The organism is Brevibacterium sp. K11IcPPYGO002 (genome assembly GCF_050920635.1).
Lineage (GTDB): Bacteria > Actinomycetota > Actinomycetes > Actinomycetales > Brevibacteriaceae > Brevibacterium.
The window spans coordinates 1,593,643-1,616,182 of sequence record NZ_CP131929.1; the positions used below are offsets into that span (position 1 = coordinate 1,593,643).

The window sequence follows — 22,540 nt, forward strand, 5'->3', positions numbered from 1 at the left end:
CCATAAGGGCTTGACGGGGCGGTAATGACACGCGTGTAATTTATACCTAAGGGGAACGCGCCGAGCAGGGATCCTTCAGGATTCGACCGTACATCGGACTGATCGCCTCAGTCACGGTACTGGACCTGCTCAAGCGTGAGAAAGGGGAAAACCGTGCAAAGTGCACAGAGAGAATGGCGGGAGAGAGAAGACTTCGCCGCCGCACCGGGAGTCACCTCCCGCCGTGCCGAAGACTGGTTCATCGAACCGGGAGCACGTACACCCGAGACACTGCCTGATCCGCTGGCCGTCGATCCGAGTGATCTGACACCGCTGCAGCCGGACAACTCCGCGGTCTCTCCGCTGTCGCTGCTCCTGGGTGCTGCAGACGACGGTGAACTGTCCTGGCAGGACCAGGCCCTCTGCGCTCAGACCGACCCCGAGGCGTTCTTCCCGGAGAAGGGCGGATCGACTCGTGAAGCCAAGCGGGTCTGCGCCTCCTGCGACGTCCGTTCCGAATGTCTCGAATATGCTCTCGCCAACGATGAGCGCTTCGGCATCTGGGGCGGAATGTCCGAACGCGAACGCCGCCGGCTCAAGAAAAAGGTCGTGTGAGTCCAGCCGTCACCATCGTCGTCGTCTCCGGCGACGATGCCAGCAAGGTCGAGCTCGAAACAGCTCTTCGTCCGCACTTCCCCGAGGTCCCTGTGGTGGATCTCGGGGGTCGGACGGTCCGCGAAGCCGGCGAGATGCCGGACGTCGCGGAATCGGATTTCCTGTGGTTCCTCACCCCTGACTCCCGTCCCGAACCCGACTGCCTCGATGAGCTGCTCGACGCCATCGGGGAGACCGAATCCATCGCCGCCGTCGGACCGAAGCTCATGTCCTCCGGTCGCATCGTCTCCGCCGGAGTGAGCACCACCTCGGCGGGGGAGCGGTTCAACCCCGTGGGCTCCGGGGAGATCGACCAGGGCCAGCGTGACAGTCAGATCGAAACGCTGGGTCTCGACCTGCCCGGCCTGCTCATGGCCACCACGGAACTTGAGCGCATCGGAGCACCGTCCCGCGTGCTCGGCCCCGCCTATTCCGGTCTCGAATACTCCCGTCGTCTCCGCGACCTCGGCGCTCGAGTTCTGCTGGCGCCCCGCGCGCGGTTGGAGATCTCCTCGGCCTCGGCCGCCCGGCTCGGCTCCTCACCCCACCCGCCGAGGTCGAAGGCCCAGATCCGGGCCGAGCAGCGCTACCGCCTCAGCCTTGCCGGACAGGGGCTGTTCGCACTGTTCTGCCTGCTGGCTCTCGGCCACCTCGGTCGAATCGTCGGCGGGCTGCTGGCGAACAATTTCAAGCCTGCCGGATGGCACCTCTCCGCGCTCTTCGGCCTGCCCGCCGACGTGTCGACCACCGCGCCGCTGCGCCGTGCCAACGCCCGCCGCAACCGAGCGGCCAAGCGATCGAACACCACCCACGTCGCCGCTCTCTACGCCGACGACGAAGAACTTGCCGTCCAGCGCCGGACGATGAGCACAGACAGCGACGAGCCGCGCCCGGCAGAGGTTCCCACCGGCGGACCCGACGCCGATGCCGAACTCAACCCGGTCGGCGACACCGAGGAGGCCATCGACTCCTTCTCCCGTCTGGAGATCTCCGGCGGTTCGAGTCTGCTCCGCGCACCCCTGACCTATGTGATCCTTGCCGCCGTGGTGATGAGCGGTGTCATCAGCTTTCGACTCTTCGGCCCCGGTCACCTCGACGGCGGCGCCCTGGGCTCGACCGATATCGGCCTCGGTGAGATCGTCGACCGCCTGCTCGGCCGCCACCTCGACGTCTCGACCGGTGCGGCAGTGCCTGCCGACCCCTATCATCTCGTCATCGGTGCTCTCTCGCTGCTCTTCTTCGGCCATGTCGACGTCATGGTCCGCTCCCTGCTTCTGACCGCGCCGATCCTGGCCGCCGTCTCCGCCTACGCGGGTGCCGGCAGCGTGCTGGCGAGGCGTTGGGTGCGCGGCTTCGCCGCTCTGCTGTGGATCGCGTCCCCGCTGCTGACGACCGCGCTGTCGGACGGTCGCCTCGGTGTGATCCTCGTCTGGATCTGCGCACCGCTGGTGGTGCTGACTCTGCGCCGCAGCCTGGCCACCGGATCGATAGCGGCAGCGGCCGGCACCGGGCTGCTGCTGTTCGTCATCACCGCCGGAGTTCCGCTCCTCCTGCTGGTCACGATCCTCGGCACAGCGGTGCTGCTGGTCGCCGGTCGCGGTCTGCGTCATCTGTGGCTGCTCGCCCCGACCGTGTTCCTGGGATGGCCATGGCTGTGGGCCGTGGTCCGCGAACCCGGAACGCTGCTGACCATGCCCGGGCAGACCACGGCCACGGACTCTGCGCCGACGTATCTTCTGGCCGTCGGCTTCCCCGCTCCGACCGACATGACCTGGCTGGCGAACCTCATCGCCGATTTCGGTCTCGGCGAGGTCTCTGCCGGTGCCCTCCAGCTCTGGGCACCGGTCCTCGTGCTGCCGATGCTCATCCTGGCCTTCTTCGCCCTCATCGAAACCCGGCTCGAACTCTCCCGCCTGACCTGGGCTGTCGGGCTCTACCTCGGCGGTCTCATCCTCGCCGCGGTCCAAGTGCATCTGCCCGCGCAGACGGGGCCGTTCCATCTCATCGGGTCCTACCCTGCAGCGGGACTGACTCTGGTCAGCCTCGGCTCGATCCTGCTGCTGTCCCTGGGAGCCGACCGCGCGGCCGGACGACGTCCCGGGCGCGGCCGGACCGCGGGTTCGACGCCCCGGAAGAGCGGCACCGAAGCGAGCTCCGCGACCGCTGGTCGTGCGCCCATGCGCGGCCTCGTCGGGCTCGTGACCGTGGCGGCCATCGGGCTCATCGCCATCGGCGCCGGACGGGCCACGTCTTCGGCGGATCCGGTCACCGCGACGTCCGAGAGCACTGTCCCCGCCCTGGCCGCCGATCGCGCAGACGGGGCGACCCAGGCGCGCACTCTCCGTCTGGACAATGTCGACGGAGAGGTGCTGGCCACTCTCGTCTCCTCTGCCGACGGCACGGTTCTGGGCACCTCGACCGTGACCTCGGCCGAGACCGTGGGAGGATGGCCGTGGCAGCGTCGTCCGCTGCCGATCACCCCCGACCAGGTGCTCGTGGCTCAGGCCGCGTCCGCGCTCTCGGCCGATGACGCCGGTGACGTCGGCAGCATCCTCGGTGAGCTCGGGGTCGATTTCGTCCTCATCGGCCCGAACGCCGGCAGCCTGACCAACTCCGTGTCCGTCTCGGAGGGTCTCCTGCCGGTCGGCCCCACCTCGTCGGGACAGCTGTGGCGCGTCGACAAGCCCTACAGCGGACGATTCCTCATCCGCGACTCCGAAGGGCAGGTCACCACCGCGGCGATGACGGGCACCACCGCGACGGTGCCGGCCGGCCAGGACGGGCGCACACTGACCATTGCCGACGCCTCAGACGGAATCACCGCCCGCATCGACGGCGAGCCGCTGCCGCAGCCGAAGCCCGGCGCAGAGGAGTGGGCGAGCGAGTTCGACCTCCCCGCGTCCGGAGGGACGGTCGACATCACGCTGAACTCACCGCTCTACCCGGTCGGAGTCATCGTCGGATGGGTGCTCGGCCTGCTCAGCCTCATCGTGGCCATTCCCTTCGGCCGGGCAGGGAAGAAGTCCGGTCGCGCGGAGGAGAGAGCATGAAGCATCAGCGCAGCATCGTCACCTTCGCGGCCATTGCCGTGCCGGGAGTGCTCGTGGCCATGACCTCGTTCCTGACTCCGCTGACTCCCGGCACGCTGGACCGCAGCCCCGAACAGGTGCGCATGCCTACCGCGGATACCCGCGTCGTCTGTCCGGGCCCGCTGCTCACCGCCGGTGACGCCGAAGGCACCGATGCCGAGTTCGTCGACGATTCGAAGGTCTCGACCCGGGTCGTCTCCGCTTCCGCTCCGATCGGCGCTGCAGACGGTTCGACCTCATCGGCTCGCCTCCAGGTCGCCGATCTGGGTGGTTCGATCGACTTCGACAATCCCTCCGGTCAGGGTTTCGTCTCCGGCGATGACAGCGTCGACTCGACGAAGCTCGTCACCGGTTTCGCCCGTCCCGGCGCGCCTGCCCTGACGACCGGTCTCGAAACCGTCGAAGGCAGTTCCGGCGACCTCACCGGCCTCGCCACACTCACCTGTGCCCAGGCGTCGAGCAGCTTCCGGATCGTCGCCGGATCCGGCGCCACCGGCTCGAACTCGCAGCTGCTGCTGAGCAATCCGGGAGACGTTCCCGTCCAGGCGAAGGTCGCCCTCATGACTCCCGGCGGTGAGACTGCAGAACCGACCGAACTGAGCATCAAGGCCGGTGAGCAGCGTGCCGTCCCGCTGGGCGGTCTGGCCGGAGGAGCCGAAGCCCTGGCCGTCGATGTCACCGTCGACGGCGGAGTGCTGGCCGGCTCGGTCCAGGAGACCGTCCTCGACGGCCTCAGACCGCAGGGCATCGACCTCGCCGCCGGCGGTGCCGGGGCCGATCGCCAGCAGGTGCTCACCGGACTCAGCGGCAAGGATGTGCGGGTGCGGGTGGCGAACCCGAGCAGCGAACTCGCCGAGGTGTCCCTGAAGGCGTACGGACCCGACGGTGAGATCGACATCCCCCGTTCGTCCATGACCGTCGTCGGCCGCGGTGTCGCCGAGGCCGAGCTCGGCGATCTCGATGCCACGAGCCTCGTCGTCGAATCGTCTCAGCGCGTGCAGGCGGGGGGCTTCATCGGCAAGGACGGTGAGAAGGGTGCCGCCGACTTCGGCAGCATCCCGTCAACCGAGTCTCTCGCCGACACCCAGCTCGTGGCGCTTCCGCGCACGGGAGAATCCTCCCTGAATCTCTCGCCCGGTCAGGGACAAGTGCAGGTGCAGGGAATGCTCGACGACGGAACGCTTACCGACCCGCGGTCGATCGATCTCAATCCGACGGGAACGACCGTGCTCAATCCGAGCGACGTCTCCGAGGAGTCGGTGCGCGCGCTCGTCCTCAAGGGGGCCCAAGCTTCGGGGTCGCAGGCCGATGGGGTGCATGCGACTCTCGTCGTGACCACCGAGGACGGTATCTCCACTGTCGTTCCGGCGCCGGCCCCGGCGGGTGTGGCCTACCGGGATATCCGTCTCGGCTGAGGTCCCGTGAACTGATGTGGGCGGGCCCGCTCGGTGCGCTGAGGAAGCCCACCGAGCAGTCTCAGGTGCGACGGAGGATATCGATCTGGTCGGCCACCACCTCGGCGATGAGCGCATCGCGGGCCTCGCTGCCGGCATGGTCTTCGATCACTCGCCGATAGAGGACGATATGGGTGGGTCGGTCCCCGGCCGGCGGGAAGACGCGACCGAAGCTCGGTTCGGTCGAACTCGCCGGCGGGACGGAATCGACGGCCAGCACCACCTCGGCGAGGAGAGCGGGTTCGCGTCTGCGCATCCGGGCGAACTCGGCGGCTGCGACCGCGGCGAAACTCTCCGCCCGACTCTGCCGCGCGGGCACCTCGGCCCGGTGCAGCGGAGACCGCAGTCCCCGCCCATGTCGGTCGCGATGTCGCCGTGGTCTCATAGCATCTCATTCTACGTGCGGGGCCGCCGTGCCTGAGCGAATCGGCGGGTCGCGGCGTGTAGAGTGTGGGACTGTGTCAGCCGTGAGAATGTGTTCAAAAGTCAGCTGTTCGCGCCCCGCCGCCGCCACCATGACGTACGTGCACGCCGATGCGACCGTCGTCATCGGACCTCTGGGCAGGCGAGCCGAGCCGGGCGCTCATGACCTGTGCGCCGAACATGCGGCGAAGCTGACCCCACCCGTGGATTGGCAGCTCATCCGCATCGACTCCGGGCAGGCCCCGCCCGAACGCAGCCACGATGACCTGCTGGCCATCGCCGACGCCGTCCGTGAAGCCGCCGACGGTGCCGATCGGACCCCGCCCAGGACCGCGCCGACCCTGGCCGACGACCCGGCGGCCGCAGGACGCCGACACGGTCACCTGCGCATCATCGGCGACTCATGAACCATCCCGAACCGAGCTCGTCCGGTACCGATCCCGCACGGCAGATCCCGACGGACTCCGAACTCGGTCGGGCCCGGACGGTCGCGCTCGACGCCGCCGTCGGTGCCTATGACATCCGCGGTCGGATTCCCGATCAGCTCGACGAGGACATCCTGTTCGCCCTCGGTTGGGCGACGGCCCGCGCCATGGCAGAGATCCACACCGCCACCGAGGTGGTCATCGGTCACGATATGCGACCGAGCTCTCCCGGATTCGCCCAGTCCTTCGCCGCCGGAGTCGACGCGGCCGGATCGAGAGCCGTCCTGCTGGGATTGTGCTCGACCGATCAGCTCTACTTCGCCTCCGGCATCTTCGACCTGCCCGGCGCCATGATCACCGCCAGCCACAATCCCGCCGACTACAACGGGATCAAAATCTGCGGACCCAGCGCCGCCGGCGTCAGCCTGGCCTCCGGACTCTCGAGAGTCAGGGAACTTGCGATCACCGCACCGCAGAGCGACGGCCGGACCATCGCCGACGATGAGAACGCAGCATCCCGGATGCGGGAGCAGTACGCGGACCGGATCCGCGAACTCACCCACGTCGACGAGGTCACGGGACTGTCGATCGTGCTCGACGCCGGAAACGGCATGGCCGGGCGCCTCCTCGGGGAGGTCTTCGGCACGGACGCGGGAGCCGCCTCGGTGCCCTTCGACGTCATCGGCCTCTTCACCGAACTCGACGGGACCTTCCCCAACCACGAGGCGAACCCGCTCAAACCCGAGAACCTCGTCGACGCCGCACGCGCCGTCGTCGACAACGGAGCCGACCTGGGCCTCGTCTTCGACGGGGACGCCGACCGCTGTTTCTTCATCGACGAGACCGGGGCGACGATGTCGGCCTCAGCCGTCGGCGCACTCGTCGCCGAACGGGAGATCGCCCGGGCCCGAGCGCTCGGGAATGACCGCCCGACCGTCATCCACAACCTCATCACCTCCCGCAGTGTGGCCGCGACGATCACAGCCGCCGGCGGCCATGCACTGAGGTCGAAGGTCGGTCATTCGGGCATCAAGACGCTCATGCGCGAAACCGGAGCCGTCTTCGCCTGCGAACACTCCGCACATTTCTATTTCGACGAATTCTTCGGCGCGGACTCGGGAATGCTCGCCGCCTGCCATCTCATCGCCGCCCTCGCCGGGTCACAGGCTCCCGCCTCTCGTCTGGTCGCCGACTACGACAGGTTCGTACAGTCCGGTGAGATCAACTTCACCGTCTCCGATCCCGATGCCGTGCTCGCCGACTTCGTCGCCCATGCCGGAGATTTCCCCGACAGCACCGTCGATGACCTCGACGGAATCGGTCTGCAGGGGTCGGACTGGTGGGTGAACCTGCGCAAGTCCAACACCGAACCTCTCGTCCGACTCAATGTCGAAGCCGCCGATCCGGCGCAGGTCGACGCACTCACCCGCCAGGTCTCGGACTTCGTCACCGCTCGCGCCTGAAGCCGGTGCTGTCCGCAGATCGGGCACGACGCGACAAGCCGGCCACCCGGCAATAGACTCGTAGCCGATCCGACAGCCCGCCGTATGGAGGTACCGTGCTCGATTCCACTGACTTCAAGGTCGCCGATCTCAGCCTGGCCGAGGCCGGCCGGCACCAGATCCGCCTCGCCGAAAGGGAGATGCCGGGCCTCATGGCGCTGCGTGAGGAGTACGCATCGACGGTGCCGCTGGCCGGGGCGCGCATCGCCGGCAGCCTGCACATGACCGTGCAGACCGCGGTGCTCATCGAGACCCTCGTCGCCCTCGGCGCAGACGTCAGGTGGGCCAGCTGCAATATCTTCTCCACCCAGGACGAAGCCGCGGCGGCCGTCGTCGTCGGCTCCGGCACTCCCGACGCCCCGGCCGGTGTCCCGGTCTTCGCGTGGAAGGGCGAGACCCTCGAAGAGTACTGGTGGGCTGCGGACAAGATCTTCGACTTCGCAGACGGTCCCAACCTCATCCTCGACGACGGCGGCGACGCCACCATGTACGTGCTCAAGGGCACGGAATTCGAAGCCGCCGGGGGAGTGCCCACCGCCGGAGCCGAGGACTCGGAGGAATTCGCAGTCCTGCTCAAGCAGATCGCCACGTCCATCGAGGCGACTCCCGGCCGGTTCGCCCGCCTGGCTGCCGGGATCAAGGGGGTGAGCGAGGAGACGACGACCGGTGTCAACCGCCTCTACCGCCTCGCCGAACAGGGCGGACTGCCGTTCCCGGCCATCAACGTCAACGACTCGGTGACGAAGTCGAAGTTCGACAATCGCTACGGCATCCGCCATTCGCTGCCCGACGGACTCAACCGCGCCACCGACGTCCTCATCGGAGGAAAGATCGCCGTCGTCATCGGCTACGGCGACGTCGGCAAGGGCGCCGCCGAGGCTCTGCGCGGGCAGGGTGCGCGCGTCATCGTCACCGAGATCGACCCGATCTGTGCGCTGCAGGCGACGATGGACGGATATCAGGTCGACCTCCTCGCCGAGGCGGCTCCCCAGGCCGACATCATCATCACCACGACGGGGAACACTCGGGTCCTCGATGTCGAGGTGCTGCAGACGCTCAAGCCCGGTGCCATCGTCGGCAACGTCGGCCACTTCGATGAGGAGATCGATCTGGCCGGGCTGTCCCGTCTGCCCGGAGTGACGAAGATCGAGATCAAACCCCAGGTCCACGAGTGGAGCGTACCCGTGCCCGCCGAGGCGGGACTCGACCGTGACCGCACGGACTTCCTCGTCCTCTCCGAAGGACGGCTGCTCAACCTGGGCAACGCCACCGGCCATCCGTCATTCGTGATGAGTGCCTCGTTCAGCAATCAGGTGCTCGCCCAGATCGAACTGTGGAACGCCCACGACGACTACGGCAACACGGTGCACCGGTTGGCGAAGGAACTCGACGAGAAGGTGGCGCGTCTCCACCTGCCGGCTCTCGGGGCGAAGCTGTCCGAACTGAGCAAGGAACAGGCCGAATACATCGGTGTGGACGTGGCGGGACCGTTCAAACCCGAGCACTACCGCTACTGACCGGACCGGCGGCGGGTGAGGCTGAGACCGTAGGGGAGCGTGTCGACTCGGGACCGGAACGCATTCGCGCGATCCGTACGTCGGCGCTGCTTCTCGACTTCTGCAATGCGACGGCGGTGGATGACCGCGGACAGGAACTGTTCGGGAAACGTTCCCTCCGGCGGGGCCGGAGCAACATAGGCATTGAGCTCGGTCGCGAGCTCGATCGCTCGCTGCCACCGCGATTCCGCTCCGAGCTGGGGCGCCATGGCGAGGAATTGGACGATGCGCCGATGCAGGCCGTCGGGGATCGTCGTCACATCGGTGCGGCCCAGCCAGTCGTGCAGATGCGGAGCCACGTGAGTGTGCATGGGCGGCAGAGGTCGGCTGCGTTCGCTGACGGCGATGGTTCCGGCCAGATAGTCGCCGAGGCGTTTGGCCTGCGGTGAGAGGAGCCCGGACAGGGCTGCGATGCCACCGCCTGAGGAGACGATCTCGAACGGCCACAGCAGGGCGCGGATGAAGGAATGCCGCAGGCGCACCGCACCGCCGTCGTCACGGACGACCCGCAGCCCGAGGATGAGCTTGCCCAGCGAGCGGCCGTGGCTGAGCACCTCGACGAGCATCGGCATCAGCACGAAGACGAAGATCGTCATGACGGTCATGAGCGAGCCGAGAAGCAGTCCGTTGAGGTCGAGCACCTTGAGCATGAGCCAGAACATCGCGATGAGCAATCCGATATTCACCAGCGAATAGACGATGTAGTCGATCAGAGCGCTCAATGCCCGAGCCGCCAGAGCGGCCGGCTGGACATTGAGTTCGACGGCTTCACCGGTGATCAGAGTACTCACCCGACCATCGTGCCATATCGCCGCGTTCCGAGGCGGACGTTTCGCCGAGAGCATGCCGGGTGCCTCTCGCGGCGTCGGAGGTGCCTGTGCGTCGTCTCCGATAGGCTGGAGGGATGGATCCGAACCTGCTGGCCCAGCTGCACGGCGATGACTGGCTGGAACTGTCGGCATTGGCGAAGAAGAACACGCTGACACCTGAGCAGACGACCCGTTTCCTTGAGCTCTACCGGACCGCGTCGAAGGATCTCTCACGGATCACGACGGTGGCCCCCGACTCTCTCGAAGCCGCACGGCTCTCGGCCATCGTCCACCGCAGTCGCAATCATCTCTCGTCGGTGCCCAGCGGAGGACTGTCGGGGCTGTCACGGTTCTTCGTCATCAGTCTGCCGCTGTCGCTGTACCGGCTGCGCTGGGACTTCGTCATCGTGGCCGCCGGATTCCTCGCCGTCGCCGTCGTGTCGGGCATCTGGGCGGGAACACACCCGGAAGTGCTCGAGACCTTCGGCGATCGTGAGTTCCGACGACAATTCGCCGAACACGATTTCGTCGACTACTACAAGGAGAACCCGAACGGCTTCTTCGCCGTCGGCGTGTGGACGAACAACGCCTGGATCGCCGTCCAGTTCGTTCTCCTGGGCATCACCGGCGGCTACGTCATCGTCGGACTGTTCTCGAATGCGGTCAACGTCGGCTTCTCCGGGGCGATGATGTTCGAGTTCGACAAAGCCTCCGACTTCTTCCTCTACATCCTGCCGCACGGGGTTCCGGAGATAAGCTGCATCATCCTCGCCGCTGCCGCAGGCCTGCGTCTCTTCTTCGCCTGGGTGGTGCCGGGGCCCAGGCTGCGCCGTGACAAGCTTGCCAGCGAGGCCCGGTCGCTGCTCGTCGTCGCCGGAGGTCTCGTGCTGCTGCTGTTCGGTTCGGGTCTCATCGAAGGGTTCGTGACCCCGAACCCGATTCCGCCGGCGCTCAAGATTGCGATCGGCGTGGCCTACACCGCCGCGGTCGTCGTCTATGCCTGGTACTTCGGCAAGCGGGCTGCCGCCGCCGGACTCAGTGCTGATCTGGACGATCACCAGGCCGGGTACTCGGTCATCTCGACCGACCGCTGACCGGCGTCACGGTCACAGCTCGACGGTGACAGGGGCACCGGTCACAGCCCGCCGGTGACTTTGAGCCGAATGTAGAGGTCGGCCAATGCTCCGGGAAGCTTCTCGGGCAGAGCATGGACGCTAGCGACGCCGATCCCGCGCAGTCGAGTCTGCAGCGACGCCGTCGCGAGCATCTCGGCCTCGGCGGCCGCAGCCGTGTAGACATCGTCGACATCGCCGCGCTGGGACGCCAACGCTGACAATGCCGGATCGTCGACCCCGGCGACGACGACGCGGTGGTGTGCCGTCAGAGTCGGCAGCACGGGCAGGATGTCCTCGGCGACCGTCGCTTCGTCGAGCTGTGTGACCAGCACGACGAGCGCCTGCTGCCTGGACGTCTGCAGAACTGCTGCGGCGATCGACTCCCAGTTCGCCTCGTAGAGCTCCGGATGCACCGGCGTCAGAGCGACCGACAGGTCATGGACCGGGTCGTGAGCGCGATGGCTCGATGCGGCTGCACGTACCCGGGCATCGGCGACGATGACATCGACCCGGTCGCCGGCACCGGTGGCCAGTGCCGTCAGCAGCAGAGATGCCTCGAGAGCGGCGTCGAAGACCGTGCCTTCGCCACAGCGACGGGCGGCGAAACGGGAGGAATCGACGACGATGACGACGCGACGATCCTTCTCCGGTCGCCAGGTCTTGACCACGAGGTCCTGAGCGCGTGCACTGGCCCGCCAATCGATGGACCGGACATCGTCACCGTCGACATAGTCGCGCAGCGAATCGAATTCGGTGCCCATTCCGCGGATCATCACCGCCGAGCGCCCCTCGAGCTCGCGCAGCTTCTGCGTCTTCGACGGCAGCTCCCGCCGAGACACGAACGGCGGCAGGACCCGCACCGAGGCGGGAACATCGATGCTCTTCTGCCGGTGGATCAGCCCGAGCACACTGCGGCTGCGCACCGTCACCAGATCGCCCGGCAGCGCTCCTCGCCTCGTCGGCTCCAGCTCGGTGGTCACCTCCGCCAGCTCACCGGGTTCGAGCACATGGTGAGAGCGGGTCGCAACGGCGCCGGCGCTCGGTGCCCAGGCGTCGCGGACGTGGAGACGCAGTCGGCGGTTCGTTCCGTTGATCAGGGTCAGAGTGCAATGGGTGCCATCGCCGAGGCGGACCATCGGTCCCGGGGTGCGCTGGAGTTCCAAGCCGTGGATCCGGGGAACGAGGAAGAAATCGAGGATCGCGGCCAGGACGATCACCCCGGCCACGATCGATGCCGTCGGCCACGTGGGCACCAACATGACGGGGACGAGGCCGAGGAGAGTGAGCAGGAACAGACGGGTGGTCATTCAGCGGGGCACTTCGGTGGTGGCGATGATCGAATCGAGGACCTGACCGACGTCCAGACCGTCCATCTGCGCTTCGGAGCGCAGAATCACCCGGTGCGACAGCGACATATGGGCCAGGGCCTTGACGTCGTCGGGGGTGACATAGTGCCTGCCGCTCAGCCACGCATGAGCACGGGCGGCACCGAGCATCCTCGTCGCTCCACGAGGTGAGACTCCCAGGGCCAGAGACGGGGTCTGGCGGGTGGCTCGGGCGAGATCGACGATATAGGTGATGATCTGCGGGGCGACGTAGATCTTCGCAATCGCGTCGCGAGCACGGGCGATGAGGTCGGCATCGGCGACCGGACGCAGACCTGCCGCTGTCAGGGACCCGGCGTCGAAGCCTCTGGCATGACGGTCGAGGATCTCGAATTCGTGATCCCGCTCGGGAAGGTCGAGGACGAGTTTGAACAGGAACCGGTCGAGCTGGGCCTCCGGGAGCGGATAGGTGCCTTCGTATTCGACGGGATTCTGTGTGGCCGCGACGAGGAACGGTTCTGGCAGCTTCCGGGAGCGGCCGCCGACGGACACCTGATGTTCCTCCATCGCCTCGAGCAGAGCCGATTGGGTCTTCGGCGGAGTGCGGTTGATCTCATCGGCGATGAGGATGTTCGTGAACACCGGGCCGGGCCGGAATGAGAAGTCGGAGGCGGACGCATCGTAGACCAACGACCCGGTGACATCGCTGGGCATGAGGTCGGGCGTGAACTGCACACGCGAGCTGTCCAGGCTGACCGCGGCGGCGAAGCTGCGCACGAGAAGGGTCTTCGCCACTCCGGGAACTCCCTCGAGCAGCACATGCCCTCGGCACAGCAGCGCGATGAGCATCCCCGTGACTGCTTGGTCCTGTCCGACGACGGCCTTGGCGATCTCGGTGCGCACACCGGTGAACGCCTCACGGACCGGGTCCGGCTCCGCCTGCGGAGTCGCTGCGCTGTCCGCGGCGGGAGTCTGCTGCGCGACCGGCTCCTGGGGCCGTGGTGCGGCCGGCGGCTGTGGGGCGACCGGTTCCTGAGGGGTCGTGGGGCCCTGGGGCGGCTGGGTCATGGGATCTCACTTTCGATCTGGGTGAGCTGATGGACGAGTTCGGTGAGTTCGGCGTCGGTGTGCGCCGACGCGGAGACGAAGACGTGGTGGAGTCGGCCCGGGTCGGCTCCCGTGGCGGCTGCGATACGGGCGATGACGTCGGGGGTGCGGGCATCGGGGCCGAGGCTCAGCCGTCTGCCGATGCGCAGCAGCGCACCGGTCCGCAGAGTGTGCAGAGCCCCGTCCCGATCGTGACTGCGAGAGCTCAGCGCGGCCCGGCCGTGCACGGTCTCGACAGCGGGCACGACGACCGGCAGGCGCTCGAGGGCCAGCGGTCCGAATCGGCGCCCGATGACGAGCAGCAGGACGACCAGGCAGGGGACCAGCCACAGGACTCCGGCGAGGAACCAGCCGGGCACGAAATCGATCGTCGACGGAGGGGGCTGCTGCTGTCCCGAACCGTCGAAGGTCGGATAGTAGACGACGAGGTTCTGCGTCTGGGACAGCTGCGAGAGCACGAGGGAAGCATTGCCCTCTTCGTCGATGTTCTCATTGGTCACCCAGTCGGGATTGCCGAGCACGGTCAGCGGCACGGAACCGCCTGTATCGGTGACGAGCTGTCCGCGGGCAGACCCGGGGGCCACCTCGGCGCCGTCGACCTCAGCGACCCCGGGCCCGGTGAACGGGTAGCAGGCGGTGACCCCGTCGGTGCCCTTCTTCGCCTCCGCGTATTCGACCTCGCCCGTGGTCACGGCACCGGCGCCGCGGGCCAGCGGTGAGTCGCAGGCCGCCGGGGATGTCGCATCGGGGTTCGCCAGCGGGCTGAGGTTGTCGTTGACGGTGATCCGGTCGGTGAACTCCGAGACCGTCGGACCCGGGTCGACGAGGACGAGCCGGTTGCCGTGGGTGGCCAGGGCGTATTGGAGACCGTCGATGTCTCCGGGCGACAGGGCAGCGGTGTTCGTGGGAATGAGCAGGGTGGTGTCGGCGCGGGCGGCGGCCGTGCGAGCCTGCTCCTGATCCTCTGTGGTGGTGACATCGACATCATGATCGCGCAGGGTCTCGACGAGGGCCTTCGTGCCGGTGCGCGCCGTCGAATCATAGTGCAGGGGCTCTTCGGACTCGTCATCACCGGTCAGCAGCACGAGCGCGATCACGGTGATGAGGATGACGAAGGCCGCGACGATCCACACCGAAGCCGAACGCAGACGAGCACGCAGCGGGATCCGCACGGTCGAGCGAGTGCCACGGGCGGCGACGTCCAACTGTGCGCTCATGCCGGTGCCTCCTGCCGGCCTGCGCCCTGGCGGTCGCGGTGGCGGATCGGCAGGACGCTCAGCCTCCGGTCGAGTGCGCACAGCTCCGCATAGACCTCGTCGAGGCGGCGGTTCGCACGTGACTGCGTCGCGGTCGCCTCCCCGTAGCGGAGGTCGTTGAAGACCTCGGCCACACCGTGGACTGCGGGACCGTGGTCGGGCAGGGCCGCCTCGGCGGAACGGGCGATCTCACTCGCCGTGGCAGAGGACTCGAGCGAGACGACCTGTTTGAGAGACAGGACCGCGAAGATCGCACGGGATTGATCGATGACCGCGGTCTCGAACTCCCCGATGCGGGCGGCCCGGGCCGCGCTCTCGCGCCACGGGCCCGGTTCGGGCTGGGACACGACCGGGTCGAATGCTGACAGCGGGACGCCGACACGACGGAATCCCGCCCGACGAACGCGCCAGACGATTCCGGCGATGATCGCGGCGAGTGCGAGGACGACGCCGATGAGCAGCCACGGGGAGTTCGCGCCGAGGGCGGCACCGACGAGCGAATCCCACAGGGAGGCAAGCCACCGGCCGATCTGCTCCAAGGGGGTGAGATCGTTGGCGGCGTATTCGGATTTCGACAGTTCGTGCTCGACCCATTCGCGACCGGTGTCCCGGTCGATGCTCGCCTCGGCGATGGGGGAGAGGATCATCGGTCCTCCTCTTCTCGGATGAGGACGAGGTCGAGTCCCTCTGACCGCATCTGCTGGTCGAAGAAGCAGACCGTGACCAGGCAGGCGAAATAGGCGAAGAGGACGGCCGAGGAGACGAGCGTGAGTCCGAGCAGCAGACCGACGGAGACGATCGCGATGGCCGCCTGCGCCGTCGTCGACTCGGTGGTCGTCGACATCCCGACGCCCAGAGCCAGCGAGATGATGAAGACGATCGGGGTGATGATGAGCTGGACGAGCTGATTGGACAGGAAGTACCCGAGCGCCAGTTGGCCGAGCATCCTCCAGAAGCCGCGCCCGGTCAGCCTCCACGAGCGTCGGAGTCCGGCGCGGACGCTCAGATTCTCCACCGCGATCGCCGAACCGAGGAATGCCAGCCGCAGGTTGATCCAGATGAGCGCGACGAACCACAGCAGTGCGGCCAGGGCGGCCCAGACGAAGGCGAGGATCGCCGAATCGGCGCTTGCGAACAGCAGAGTCGGAGCGGTGAGGGCCAGCAGCAGGCCGAGATTGATTCCGCTCATGAGCAGAGTGGCCAGGACGAGGCGCCAGCGGCGACCGGAGAGGGACTTCCATGCCGTCGACAAGGTGGTTCGGCGGGCGCCGAAGGAGGCACGGGTGCCCGTGGCGATGAGTCCGGAGAGCAGGTGGGCCAATCCGAGGCTGAGCAGACTCACCGCCACCGACCCCAATTGGGCCACGGCGATGAAGCCGGAGACGGCTTCGTCATTGCCGCTGAGGTCGGTGAAGAACGGAAGGAACTGCACGGCGATGACGGCGCCGATCGCGGTGAGCAGCAGGCTCCAGAGGGTGAAGACGATGAGGGAGGAGCCGACGGACAGAGTCGGGATGAAACGCAGCAGGCGGAAGCCGGAATCCAGGGCCTCGATGAAGGTCAGCGGGCGTTTGGGCAGGAGCCCGCGCGGTGGAGGCGGCTGCCAGCCGCGAGAGGGCGGGGACGGCGAACGACGCTGCCACCGGCCGGTGCGCCAGTCGACCTCCGAGGTCCATGCATTCGTCTGTCCCATCACACCAATCCTGCCATGATTCACCGGAGAGCGCCGAGAGGTCTCCCTGTCCCGATCGGTGCGCGTCGACCGCGCAGATCCGTGCTCTCGGAAGTCTGTCGGGTCCCTGATCGGGTCCCTGCCGGGCCCTGTTCGGGGCCGCGGCCGAAGCATCGGCGGCCGCTGTCATCGGACGCGGTGCATGAGGTCGTCGACAACGCCCGATAGGCTAGGAGTGTCGAGAACCGAAGAACACGCGAACATAAGGGACAATGGGAGCATGAACGCTCGAATCCTCGTAGTTGATGATGACACGGCTTTGGCCGAGATGATCGGAATTGTGCTCAAAAGCGAAGGCTTCGAGCCCTTCTTCTGTGCCACCGGAGACCAGGCCTTCGAAGAGTTCCAGAAGGTCAATCCGGACCTCGTGCTCCTCGACCTGATGCTGCCCGGCAAGGACGGACTCGAAGTCTGCCGGGAGATCCGCGAGGTCTCATCGGTGCCGATCATCATGCTCACGGCGAAGTCCGACACCGTCGACGTCGTCCTCGGCCTCGAATCCGGCGCCGATGACTATGTGCCGAAGCCGTTCAAGCCCAAGGAGCTCATCGCCCGCGTCCGGGCTCGCCTGCGGATCTCAGAGCCGCAGGCTCCCGAGCTGCTGACCGTCGGCGATGTCGTCGTCGACGTCGCCGGTCACACGGTGACCAAGGGCGGATCGCCGGTGTCGCTGACTCCTCTCGAATTCGACCTCCTCGTCGCCCTGGCCCGCAAGCCGTGGCAGGTGTTCTCCCGCGAGACCCTGCTGGAAGAGGTGTGGGGCTACCGTCACGCCGCCGACACCCGGCTGGTCAATGTCCATGTGCAGCGCCTGCGGTCGAAGATCGAGCGCGATCCGGAGAAGCCGGACATCATCGTCACCGTCCGCGGCGTCGGCTATAAGGCCGGCCGAGCCGCGTGACTTCCGAGTCGGTCGCGGACGGACCCGTCCGCACCGCGGCCTCGGCACTGAAGACGTTCTGGAATTTCATCCTCCGATCGTTCAGCCACTCCCTGCAGGTCCGCATCGTCGTGCTCACCATCGTGCTCACTTCGGTGGCGATCTTCGGTGTCGGCACCTATATGTCCCAGCAGATCGCCCGCGGCCTCTTCGACACCCGCCTGGATTCCCTGTCCTCACAGACACGGTCGATCCTGGCCGAGCTGCGCTCACTGGCACCGGTCGACGGTCAGGCGATCACTCAGGACACGCTGAGCTCGCAGCTGTCATCGATCTACAACCGTTCGGCGGGGTCCGTGTATTCGCTGACCCTGCAGCCGAAGGATCCGAATTCCTCGTTCTCGACGATCACGGCCGGTGGGGCGAACGAAGACGGAGAGTCACCGCAGGTGCCCATCTCCGATGAGCTGCGCGAGGCCATCCGCAAAGCTCCGGATGATGACAAGCTCTACCAGTCGGTGAGCCTGCCCGACGGCACGGGGCCGGGGCTGCTCATCTCGCAGGAGCTGCAGATTCCGGGGGCCGGCCAGTTCCAGCTGTACTACCTCGGCGATCTCAGTGAACAGCAGGACACGCTCAACTTCGTGCAGCGGTCGATGTTCGTCGCTGCCCTCGTCCTCGTCGTCCTCGTCGGTGCCGTCGCCTGGATCGTCACTCGGCTGGTCGTCACCCCGGTGCGCACCGGCGCCGAGGTGGCCAGGCTCATTGCGGATGGCGACCTGGACGAACGCATGCCCGTGCACGGCAATGACGAGATCGCCGTCCTCGGTGAGAGCTTCAACGATATGGCCGACACCCTGCAGCACCAGATCGAGCAGATGGAGCGGCTGTCGGTGCTGCAGCGGCAGTTCGTCTCCGACGTCTCCCATGAGCTGCGGACACCGCTGACGACGATCCGTGCCGCCGCGGACCTCATCTATGATTCCCGCGACGACCTCGACCCTGTCACCGCACGCAGTGCGGAACTGCTGAACTCGCAGGCCGAACGCTTCGACAACCTGCTCTCCGATCTGCTGGAGATCTCCCGCTACGATGCCGGCGCCGCGGCCCTCGTGCCCAAACCCGTCGATATCGGCGCGATCGTGACCTCCGTGATCGAGACCGTGTCGATGGTGGCCGAACAGATGGCGACGGCCATCGTCGTCCACGCACCGTCGTCGCCGGTCATGGCCGAGGTCGATCGGGTGCGCATCACCAGGATCGTGCGCAACCTCGTCGTCAACGCCATCGAACACGGTGAGAACAACCCCGTCGACGTCTATGTCGCCTCCAACGCCGAGGCGGTGGCCGTGAGCGTGCGCGACCACGGAGTCGGCATGAACGAAGAACAGGTCGAACACGTCTTCGACCGGTTCTGGCGTGCCGATCCGGCACGCAAGCGCACCCTCGGCGGGTCGGGTCTGGGGCTGGCGATCTCACTCGAGGACGCCCACCTGCACAACGGCTGGCTGCAGGTCTGGGGCAAACCGGGCGAGGGGTCGTGCTTCCGGCTGACGATCCCGCGTCGCCCCGACCAGGAGATCACCTCCTCGCCGCTGCCCCTGCCGCCTCGCGATGCGCAGATCCGCGGTTCCGCACTCGTGGCGGGACCTCTGTCCTCGGACGGATCCGTCCGCATCCAGACCGGATCGATCCCCATCGTCGTCGAAACCGAGCCGGAGATGCTCGACGTCGATCAGGACACCCCCGCCGCCGCGGCCTCGCAGTCCGCATCGCCTCAGGAGACCGAGCGAATCGGCGAGCCGGACACCGCCGAGGCGGGCGACCAGTCCCCGGACATCATCGAACCGGACCCGGACGGCGACAGCGTGAACGACAGCAGAGGAGGACGCTCATGATCCGCTCGACGCCCAGGAGCTCCCGGGTGAAGACCATGCTGGTCTCCGTCCTCACGGCCGTGGCTCTCGTCGGCTGCTCGTCGATCCCGACCTCATCACCCGTCGGCCATATCGAAGACGACTCGGGTGATGCAGGTGCGAACAATGCGCGGATCCCCGACGGTCCCGAACCCGGCGACAGCCCATCGGACATCGTGCGCGGCTTCCTCCGGGCCGGAGCGGGTGCCGGCAACAACTTCTCCGTGGCCCGGTCATTCCTCACCGAAAGCGAGGCACAGAAATGGAGTCCGCAGGAATCGGTGTCGGTGCTGCCCAACGGCACGGATCTCGATTCCTTGAACGTCGGGACCACCTCTGATCAGAAGTCGATGAGCATCTCGCCTCCGGTCGTCGGCCTCGTCGATTCCTCCGGGGTGTACAACTCGACCGAACCGGGCACTCGTTCCACCCTGGAGTTCTCGCTGCGGCAGGAGAACGGGGAGTGGAGGATATCCTCGGCGCCGGACGGGCTGCTCATCAGCCAGACCGACTTCCGCACGATCTTCCTCAACTATTCGCTGCAGTTCTTCACCTCCGACTATTCGTATCTCGTTCCTGACTCCCGTTGGTTCCTCCGGTCCTCCTCGACTCCGACTGTGCTGATGAACGAGCTGCTCAGCGGTCCTGCGCCCTACCTCTCGGGAGCGGTGATCACCGCGATCCCCGATGGGGCGAAGCTCGGCGACTCGAATGTGGTCACGATCGAGAACGGTGTTGCCCATGTGTCCTTGGGAGCACAGAATCCGGCTCCGTCCGACCGCGAGAAGGGGCTGATCCGGCAGCAGATCGCCACCACTCTGCAGGTCATACCCTCGATCTCGGCCATCGAGCTGAGCATCGGCGGACAGACGATTCCGGCCAGCCTGCAGCCGAAGACCGACACCTCGGTCCAGGTGGACGGGCCACCCGTGGTTCTCGCCGATGACCACCTCTCCCGAGTCTCGGGAACGACCGTCGCCAAGGTCGAGAACAGTCCGGATCTAAGGAAGGCGAAGGCCAGCGATCCTGCGGTGTCATTGGACGACTCGCTCTATGTGTATCTGGCCGATGACGGCAAGCAGCTCATGCGGTTGAAATCCGATGCCGTCGATGCCACCCCGATCCTCAAGGGCAAGAAGCTCGTGCGCCCCAGCATCGATCGCTTCAATACGACGTGGACGGGCGAGGCAGAGAACAAGGGCGAGCTCAAAGCCGTCGGTCGAGACGGCGAGTCATTCACCGTGGCCGCCGATTTCCTCAACGGACGACGGCTTGTCGATATCGAGGTCTCACGCGACGGAACCCGTGTCGCTCTGCTCAGTCGGCACAAGGGGGAGCCGGACCGTGTCGACGTGGTCGGTGTGCCCAGGGACAAGGCGGGCAATCCAGCCGGCCATGTCTCCGAGACACCGATCGAAGTGGGCGCGAACTTCGACGAGGTCAAGGACGTCTCCTGGGCAGGATCGACGAATCTCGTGGCTCTGGCCGCAGAGGAGGGAGATGCTGCGCAGCCGTTCCGCATCGGAGTCACCGGGCCTGCAGAACAGCTCGGCGAGGTGTCCGGCGGAAGCCGTATCGCCGGCGGAGCGGACGGACGCTCGATCCTCGTCACCGGTTCCGACGGTGCGCTGTACAGCTACAACTCGAACGCGTGGCAGAAGCTCGTCGACGTCACCGCCAAGGATCCCTCGTACCCCGGCTGACCCGAGGGGCAGTGCGGTGGTGGAGGTGGCACGGAGGGCAGCAGGCAGCCGCCATGTGGGGCCGGGTATGGAGTAGATTGCTCCCATGGGGCTGCTCGGGGAGGTCGGCGAACTGCTCCTGCCTCGCCGGTGCGCCGGATGCGGGCGGGAGAACGTCTCGCTGTGCACCCGCTGCCTGCAGCTGCTCGGTGGGATCCCACGGGCGATGGAACCGCGCTACGGCACGATCCCGATCGTCGGGGTCTGCGAATACAACTCGCAGATCTCGAAGATGGTCGTCGGGTACAAGGACGAGGGACGTCGGGACATCCTCGATCCCTTGGCCCTGGCATTGACTCGGTCGATTGTCGCTGCCCTCGATCTCATCGGCTATGCGGGTGGTGCGATCCGACTCTTCCCGGCACCGAGTTCGGATCGGGCCAGACGTCGTCGGGGCGGATCGCATACCGCGGCTCTGGCGAATCGGGCCAAGGAACTGTCACCGGAGCTGCCTCTGGAAGTCCACGACGTGCTCGCGGCGAAGCGTTCGCGCGACCAGGTCGGACTCGGGGCGATCGAACGGGCTCGGAATGCGGAGCGGACGCAGTATCTCGACCGCAGGAGACTCGCCGAGCTCTCGGAGACACGTTGCGTATCGGGTGCCGGATCCGCGTCTGCGGATCTGCTCATCGATGACTTCTCCACCACCGGCGCAACCTTGGCAGAAAGCGCACGTCTGCTAGCATCGGTGCAGATCAGACCCGCTGCAGGAGCTGTTCTCGGTCTCGGTCGCGGGGGCACTCGATTTGTCTCTCCCTTTACTGTATAACGGTGTTTACCCATCCAAGGGCATGGGATCGGATGAATCCGACGAGCGAGTCGCTAAGGACACATCATGGACATTGTTGTCAACGGCCGTCAACTGACCATCTCCGACAGCTTTCGAGCCCACATCGAGGACAAGATCGCCAAGGTCGAACAGCTTGCCCCTCGCGCTCAGCGTGTCGAAGTGCATGTCACTCACGAAAAGAACTCCCGCCAGCCCGAGACGAGCGAGCGGGTCGAACTCACGGTTGTGGCGAAGGGACCGGCAATTCGGGCAGAGGCCATGGCAAGCGACAAGTATGCGGCACTCGATCTGGCATGGGCGAAGCTCGTCGAACGTCTGCGGCGAGCGAGGGACCGGCACAAGGTGCCGCGGTCGGGTCATCACCGTAAGGAATCCACTGCCGAGGTGCTGGCGAAGATGCCGGTGGCCGAGCCGATGATTCCCGATGCGGACGCCGATAAGGCTAAGCGTGATGAGGACCGCGGCGTCGATCAGACGAACGGCCGAATCAAGGCCGAAGGCGATTCGCCGGTCGTGCTGCGTGAGAAGTCCTTCACCGCCTCACCGATCGGCATCGAGGAGGCGCTGAACCGGATGGAGCTCGTCGGACACGACTTCTATCTGTTCATCGACGAGGAGTCGAGCAAACCCTCCGTCGTCTACCGCCGCAAGGGCTGGAGCTACGGAGTCATCGCCCTCGACCACGAACTCGAAGAAGCCATCGACTGACCCAATTACTACCTGACGGCGGCCCAGCAACCTCGCGCAAGGTTGCTGGGCCGCCGTCAGGTAGTAATTGGGGTATAG

The 22,540-nt window shown here is 66.6% G+C and carries 19 protein-coding genes; 12 read left to right on the top strand and 7 right to left on the bottom strand.

The features are described 5' to 3' along the window. The first annotated feature begins 153 nt into the window (after positions 1–153). From QYM46_RS07180 to QYM46_RS07190, 3 genes are read left to right on the top strand one after another with little or no spacing between them, the layout of a single operon-like run. Positions 154–594, top strand: coding sequence for a WhiB family transcriptional regulator (locus tag QYM46_RS07180; protein ID WP_432791379.1), 441 nt, complete (start codon positions 154–156; stop codon positions 592–594). Continuing rightward, positions 591–3,683 (top strand): glycosyl transferase, encoded by a 3,093-nt coding sequence (locus tag QYM46_RS07185; RefSeq protein WP_432791380.1) that lies wholly within the window; start codon positions 591–593, stop codon positions 3,681–3,683. The genes QYM46_RS07180 and QYM46_RS07185 overlap by 4 nt, the downstream gene beginning before the upstream one ends. After that, positions 3,680–5,137: a DUF5719 family protein gene (locus QYM46_RS07190; protein ID WP_432791381.1), complete on the top strand. Its 1,458-nt coding sequence runs from the start codon at positions 3,680–3,682 to the stop codon at positions 5,135–5,137. The genes QYM46_RS07185 and QYM46_RS07190 overlap by 4 nt, the downstream gene beginning before the upstream one ends. Before the next feature lie 61 nt (positions 5,138–5,198). Here QYM46_RS07190 and QYM46_RS07195 read toward each other — a convergent pair whose 3' ends face one another. Beyond that, complete coding sequence (locus tag QYM46_RS07195; RefSeq protein ID WP_169251914.1) at positions 5,199–5,561, bottom strand: hypothetical protein; 363 nt, start codon at positions 5,559–5,561, stop codon at positions 5,199–5,201. Positions 5,562–5,691: 130 nt separating this feature from the next. Between QYM46_RS07195 and QYM46_RS07200 the strand changes: the two genes are divergently transcribed. From QYM46_RS07200 to ahcY, 3 genes are all read left to right on the top strand, one after another. After that, on the top strand, positions 5,692–6,006 hold the full coding sequence (locus QYM46_RS07200; RefSeq protein WP_240812098.1) for a DUF3499 family protein: 315 nt from the start codon (positions 5,692–5,694) through the stop codon (positions 6,004–6,006). Continuing rightward, complete coding sequence (gene manB / locus QYM46_RS07205) at positions 6,003–7,487, top strand: phosphomannomutase/phosphoglucomutase (RefSeq protein WP_432791382.1); 1,485 nt, start codon at positions 6,003–6,005, stop codon at positions 7,485–7,487. The genes QYM46_RS07200 and manB overlap by 4 nt, the downstream gene beginning before the upstream one ends. A 95-nt stretch (positions 7,488–7,582) precedes the next feature. Beyond that, positions 7,583–9,043, top strand: coding sequence for an adenosylhomocysteinase (ahcY, locus tag QYM46_RS07210; RefSeq protein ID WP_432791383.1), 1,461 nt, complete (start codon positions 7,583–7,585; stop codon positions 9,041–9,043). On the opposite strand, the gene QYM46_RS07215 is transcribed toward ahcY, so the two are convergent. Beyond that, positions 9,037–9,873: an RDD family protein gene (locus QYM46_RS07215; RefSeq protein WP_432791384.1), complete on the bottom strand. Its 837-nt coding sequence runs from the start codon at positions 9,871–9,873 to the stop codon at positions 9,037–9,039. The genes ahcY and QYM46_RS07215 overlap by 7 nt on opposite strands. 113 nt (positions 9,874–9,986) lie before the next feature. Here QYM46_RS07215 and QYM46_RS07220 point away from each other — a divergent pair, with 113 nt between their 5' ends. Beyond that, complete coding sequence (locus tag QYM46_RS07220; RefSeq protein WP_432791385.1) at positions 9,987–10,985, top strand: stage II sporulation protein M; 999 nt, start codon at positions 9,987–9,989, stop codon at positions 10,983–10,985. A 41-nt stretch (positions 10,986–11,026) separates the two neighbouring features. On the opposite strand, the gene QYM46_RS07225 is transcribed toward QYM46_RS07220, so the two are convergent. Genes QYM46_RS07225 through QYM46_RS07245 form a run of 5 tightly spaced genes read right to left on the bottom strand, consistent with a single transcriptional unit; the run spans position 11,027 to position 16,387 of the window. After that, positions 11,027–12,313: a DUF58 domain-containing protein gene (locus QYM46_RS07225; protein WP_169251919.1), complete on the bottom strand. Its 1,287-nt coding sequence runs from the start codon at positions 12,311–12,313 to the stop codon at positions 11,027–11,029. Continuing rightward, positions 12,314–13,399, bottom strand: a complete 1,086-nt coding sequence (locus QYM46_RS07230; protein ID WP_432791386.1) for an AAA family ATPase — start codon at positions 13,397–13,399, stop codon at positions 12,314–12,316. It abuts the gene before it with no gap. Then, the gene (locus tag QYM46_RS07235; protein WP_432791387.1) at positions 13,396–14,655 is read right to left on the bottom strand and encodes a DUF4350 domain-containing protein; all 1,260 of its coding nucleotides are present in this window, start codon (positions 14,653–14,655) and stop codon (positions 13,396–13,398) included. The genes QYM46_RS07230 and QYM46_RS07235 overlap by 4 nt, the downstream gene beginning before the upstream one ends. After that, entirely contained in the window at positions 14,652–15,341 is a 690-nt protein-coding gene (locus QYM46_RS07240) for a DUF4129 domain-containing protein (protein ID WP_432791388.1), read from the bottom strand. The genes QYM46_RS07235 and QYM46_RS07240 overlap by 4 nt, the downstream gene beginning before the upstream one ends. Beyond that, positions 15,338–16,387 (bottom strand): hypothetical protein, encoded by a 1,050-nt coding sequence (locus QYM46_RS07245; RefSeq protein ID WP_432791389.1) that lies wholly within the window; start codon positions 16,385–16,387, stop codon positions 15,338–15,340. The genes QYM46_RS07240 and QYM46_RS07245 overlap by 4 nt, the downstream gene beginning before the upstream one ends. 259 nt (positions 16,388–16,646) lie before the next feature. On the opposite strand from QYM46_RS07245, the gene mtrA reads away from it, so the two are divergent. From mtrA to hpf, 5 genes are all read left to right on the top strand, one after another. After that, on the top strand, positions 16,647–17,327 hold the full coding sequence (mtrA, locus tag QYM46_RS07250) for an MtrAB system response regulator MtrA (protein WP_025777175.1): 681 nt from the start codon (positions 16,647–16,649) through the stop codon (positions 17,325–17,327). Next, on the top strand, positions 17,324–19,204 hold the full coding sequence (gene mtrB, locus QYM46_RS07255; RefSeq protein ID WP_169251924.1) for an MtrAB system histidine kinase MtrB: 1,881 nt from the start codon (positions 17,324–17,326) through the stop codon (positions 19,202–19,204). The genes mtrA and mtrB overlap by 4 nt, the downstream gene beginning before the upstream one ends. Beyond that, on the top strand, positions 19,201–20,925 hold the full coding sequence (locus QYM46_RS07260; protein WP_432791390.1) for an LpqB family beta-propeller domain-containing protein: 1,725 nt from the start codon (positions 19,201–19,203) through the stop codon (positions 20,923–20,925). Before mtrB ends, QYM46_RS07260 begins: the two co-directional genes overlap by 4 nt. Positions 20,926–21,010: 85 nt before the next feature. Beyond that, the gene (locus QYM46_RS07265) at positions 21,011–21,733 is read left to right on the top strand and encodes a ComF family protein (protein ID WP_169251926.1); all 723 of its coding nucleotides are present in this window, start codon (positions 21,011–21,013) and stop codon (positions 21,731–21,733) included. Between the two features lie 66 nt (positions 21,734–21,799). Then, positions 21,800–22,462 (top strand): ribosome hibernation-promoting factor, HPF/YfiA family, encoded by a 663-nt coding sequence (hpf, locus tag QYM46_RS07270; RefSeq protein ID WP_432791391.1) that lies wholly within the window; start codon positions 21,800–21,802, stop codon positions 22,460–22,462. Positions 22,463–22,540: the final 78 nt, after the last annotated feature.

Bases quoted from the DNA above. Each gene is read 5' to 3' on its own strand.
- QYM46_RS07190 (WP_432791381.1), top strand. From the start codon at position 3,680: ATGAAGCATCAGCGCAGCATCGTCACCTTCGCGGCCATTGCCGTGCCG.
- QYM46_RS07195 (WP_169251914.1), bottom strand. From the start codon at position 5,561: ATGAGACCACGGCGACATCGCGACCGACATGGGCGGGGACTGCGGTCT.
- QYM46_RS07200 (WP_240812098.1), top strand. From the start codon at position 5,692: ATGACGTACGTGCACGCCGATGCGACCGTCGTCATCGGACCTCTGGGC.
- manB (WP_432791382.1), top strand. From the start codon at position 6,003: ATGAACCATCCCGAACCGAGCTCGTCCGGTACCGATCCCGCACGGCAG.
- QYM46_RS07220 (WP_432791385.1), top strand. From the start codon at position 9,987: ATGGATCCGAACCTGCTGGCCCAGCTGCACGGCGATGACTGGCTGGAA.
- QYM46_RS07225 (WP_169251919.1), bottom strand. From the start codon at position 12,313: ATGACCACCCGTCTGTTCCTGCTCACTCTCCTCGGCCTCGTCCCCGTC.
- QYM46_RS07230 (WP_432791386.1), bottom strand. From the start codon at position 13,399: ATGACCCAGCCGCCCCAGGGCCCCACGACCCCTCAGGAACCGGTCGCC.
- QYM46_RS07235 (WP_432791387.1), bottom strand. From the start codon at position 14,655: ATGAGCGCACAGTTGGACGTCGCCGCCCGTGGCACTCGCTCGACCGTG.
- QYM46_RS07240 (WP_432791388.1), bottom strand. From the start codon at position 15,341: ATGATCCTCTCCCCCATCGCCGAGGCGAGCATCGACCGGGACACCGGT.
- QYM46_RS07245 (WP_432791389.1), bottom strand. From the start codon at position 16,387: ATGGGACAGACGAATGCATGGACCTCGGAGGTCGACTGGCGCACCGGC.
- mtrA (WP_025777175.1), top strand. From the start codon at position 16,647: ATGAACGCTCGAATCCTCGTAGTTGATGATGACACGGCTTTGGCCGAG.
- QYM46_RS07260 (WP_432791390.1), top strand. From the start codon at position 19,201: ATGATCCGCTCGACGCCCAGGAGCTCCCGGGTGAAGACCATGCTGGTC.
- QYM46_RS07265 (WP_169251926.1), top strand. From the start codon at position 21,011: ATGGGGCTGCTCGGGGAGGTCGGCGAACTGCTCCTGCCTCGCCGGTGC.
- hpf (WP_432791391.1), top strand. From the start codon at position 21,800: ATGGACATTGTTGTCAACGGCCGTCAACTGACCATCTCCGACAGCTTT.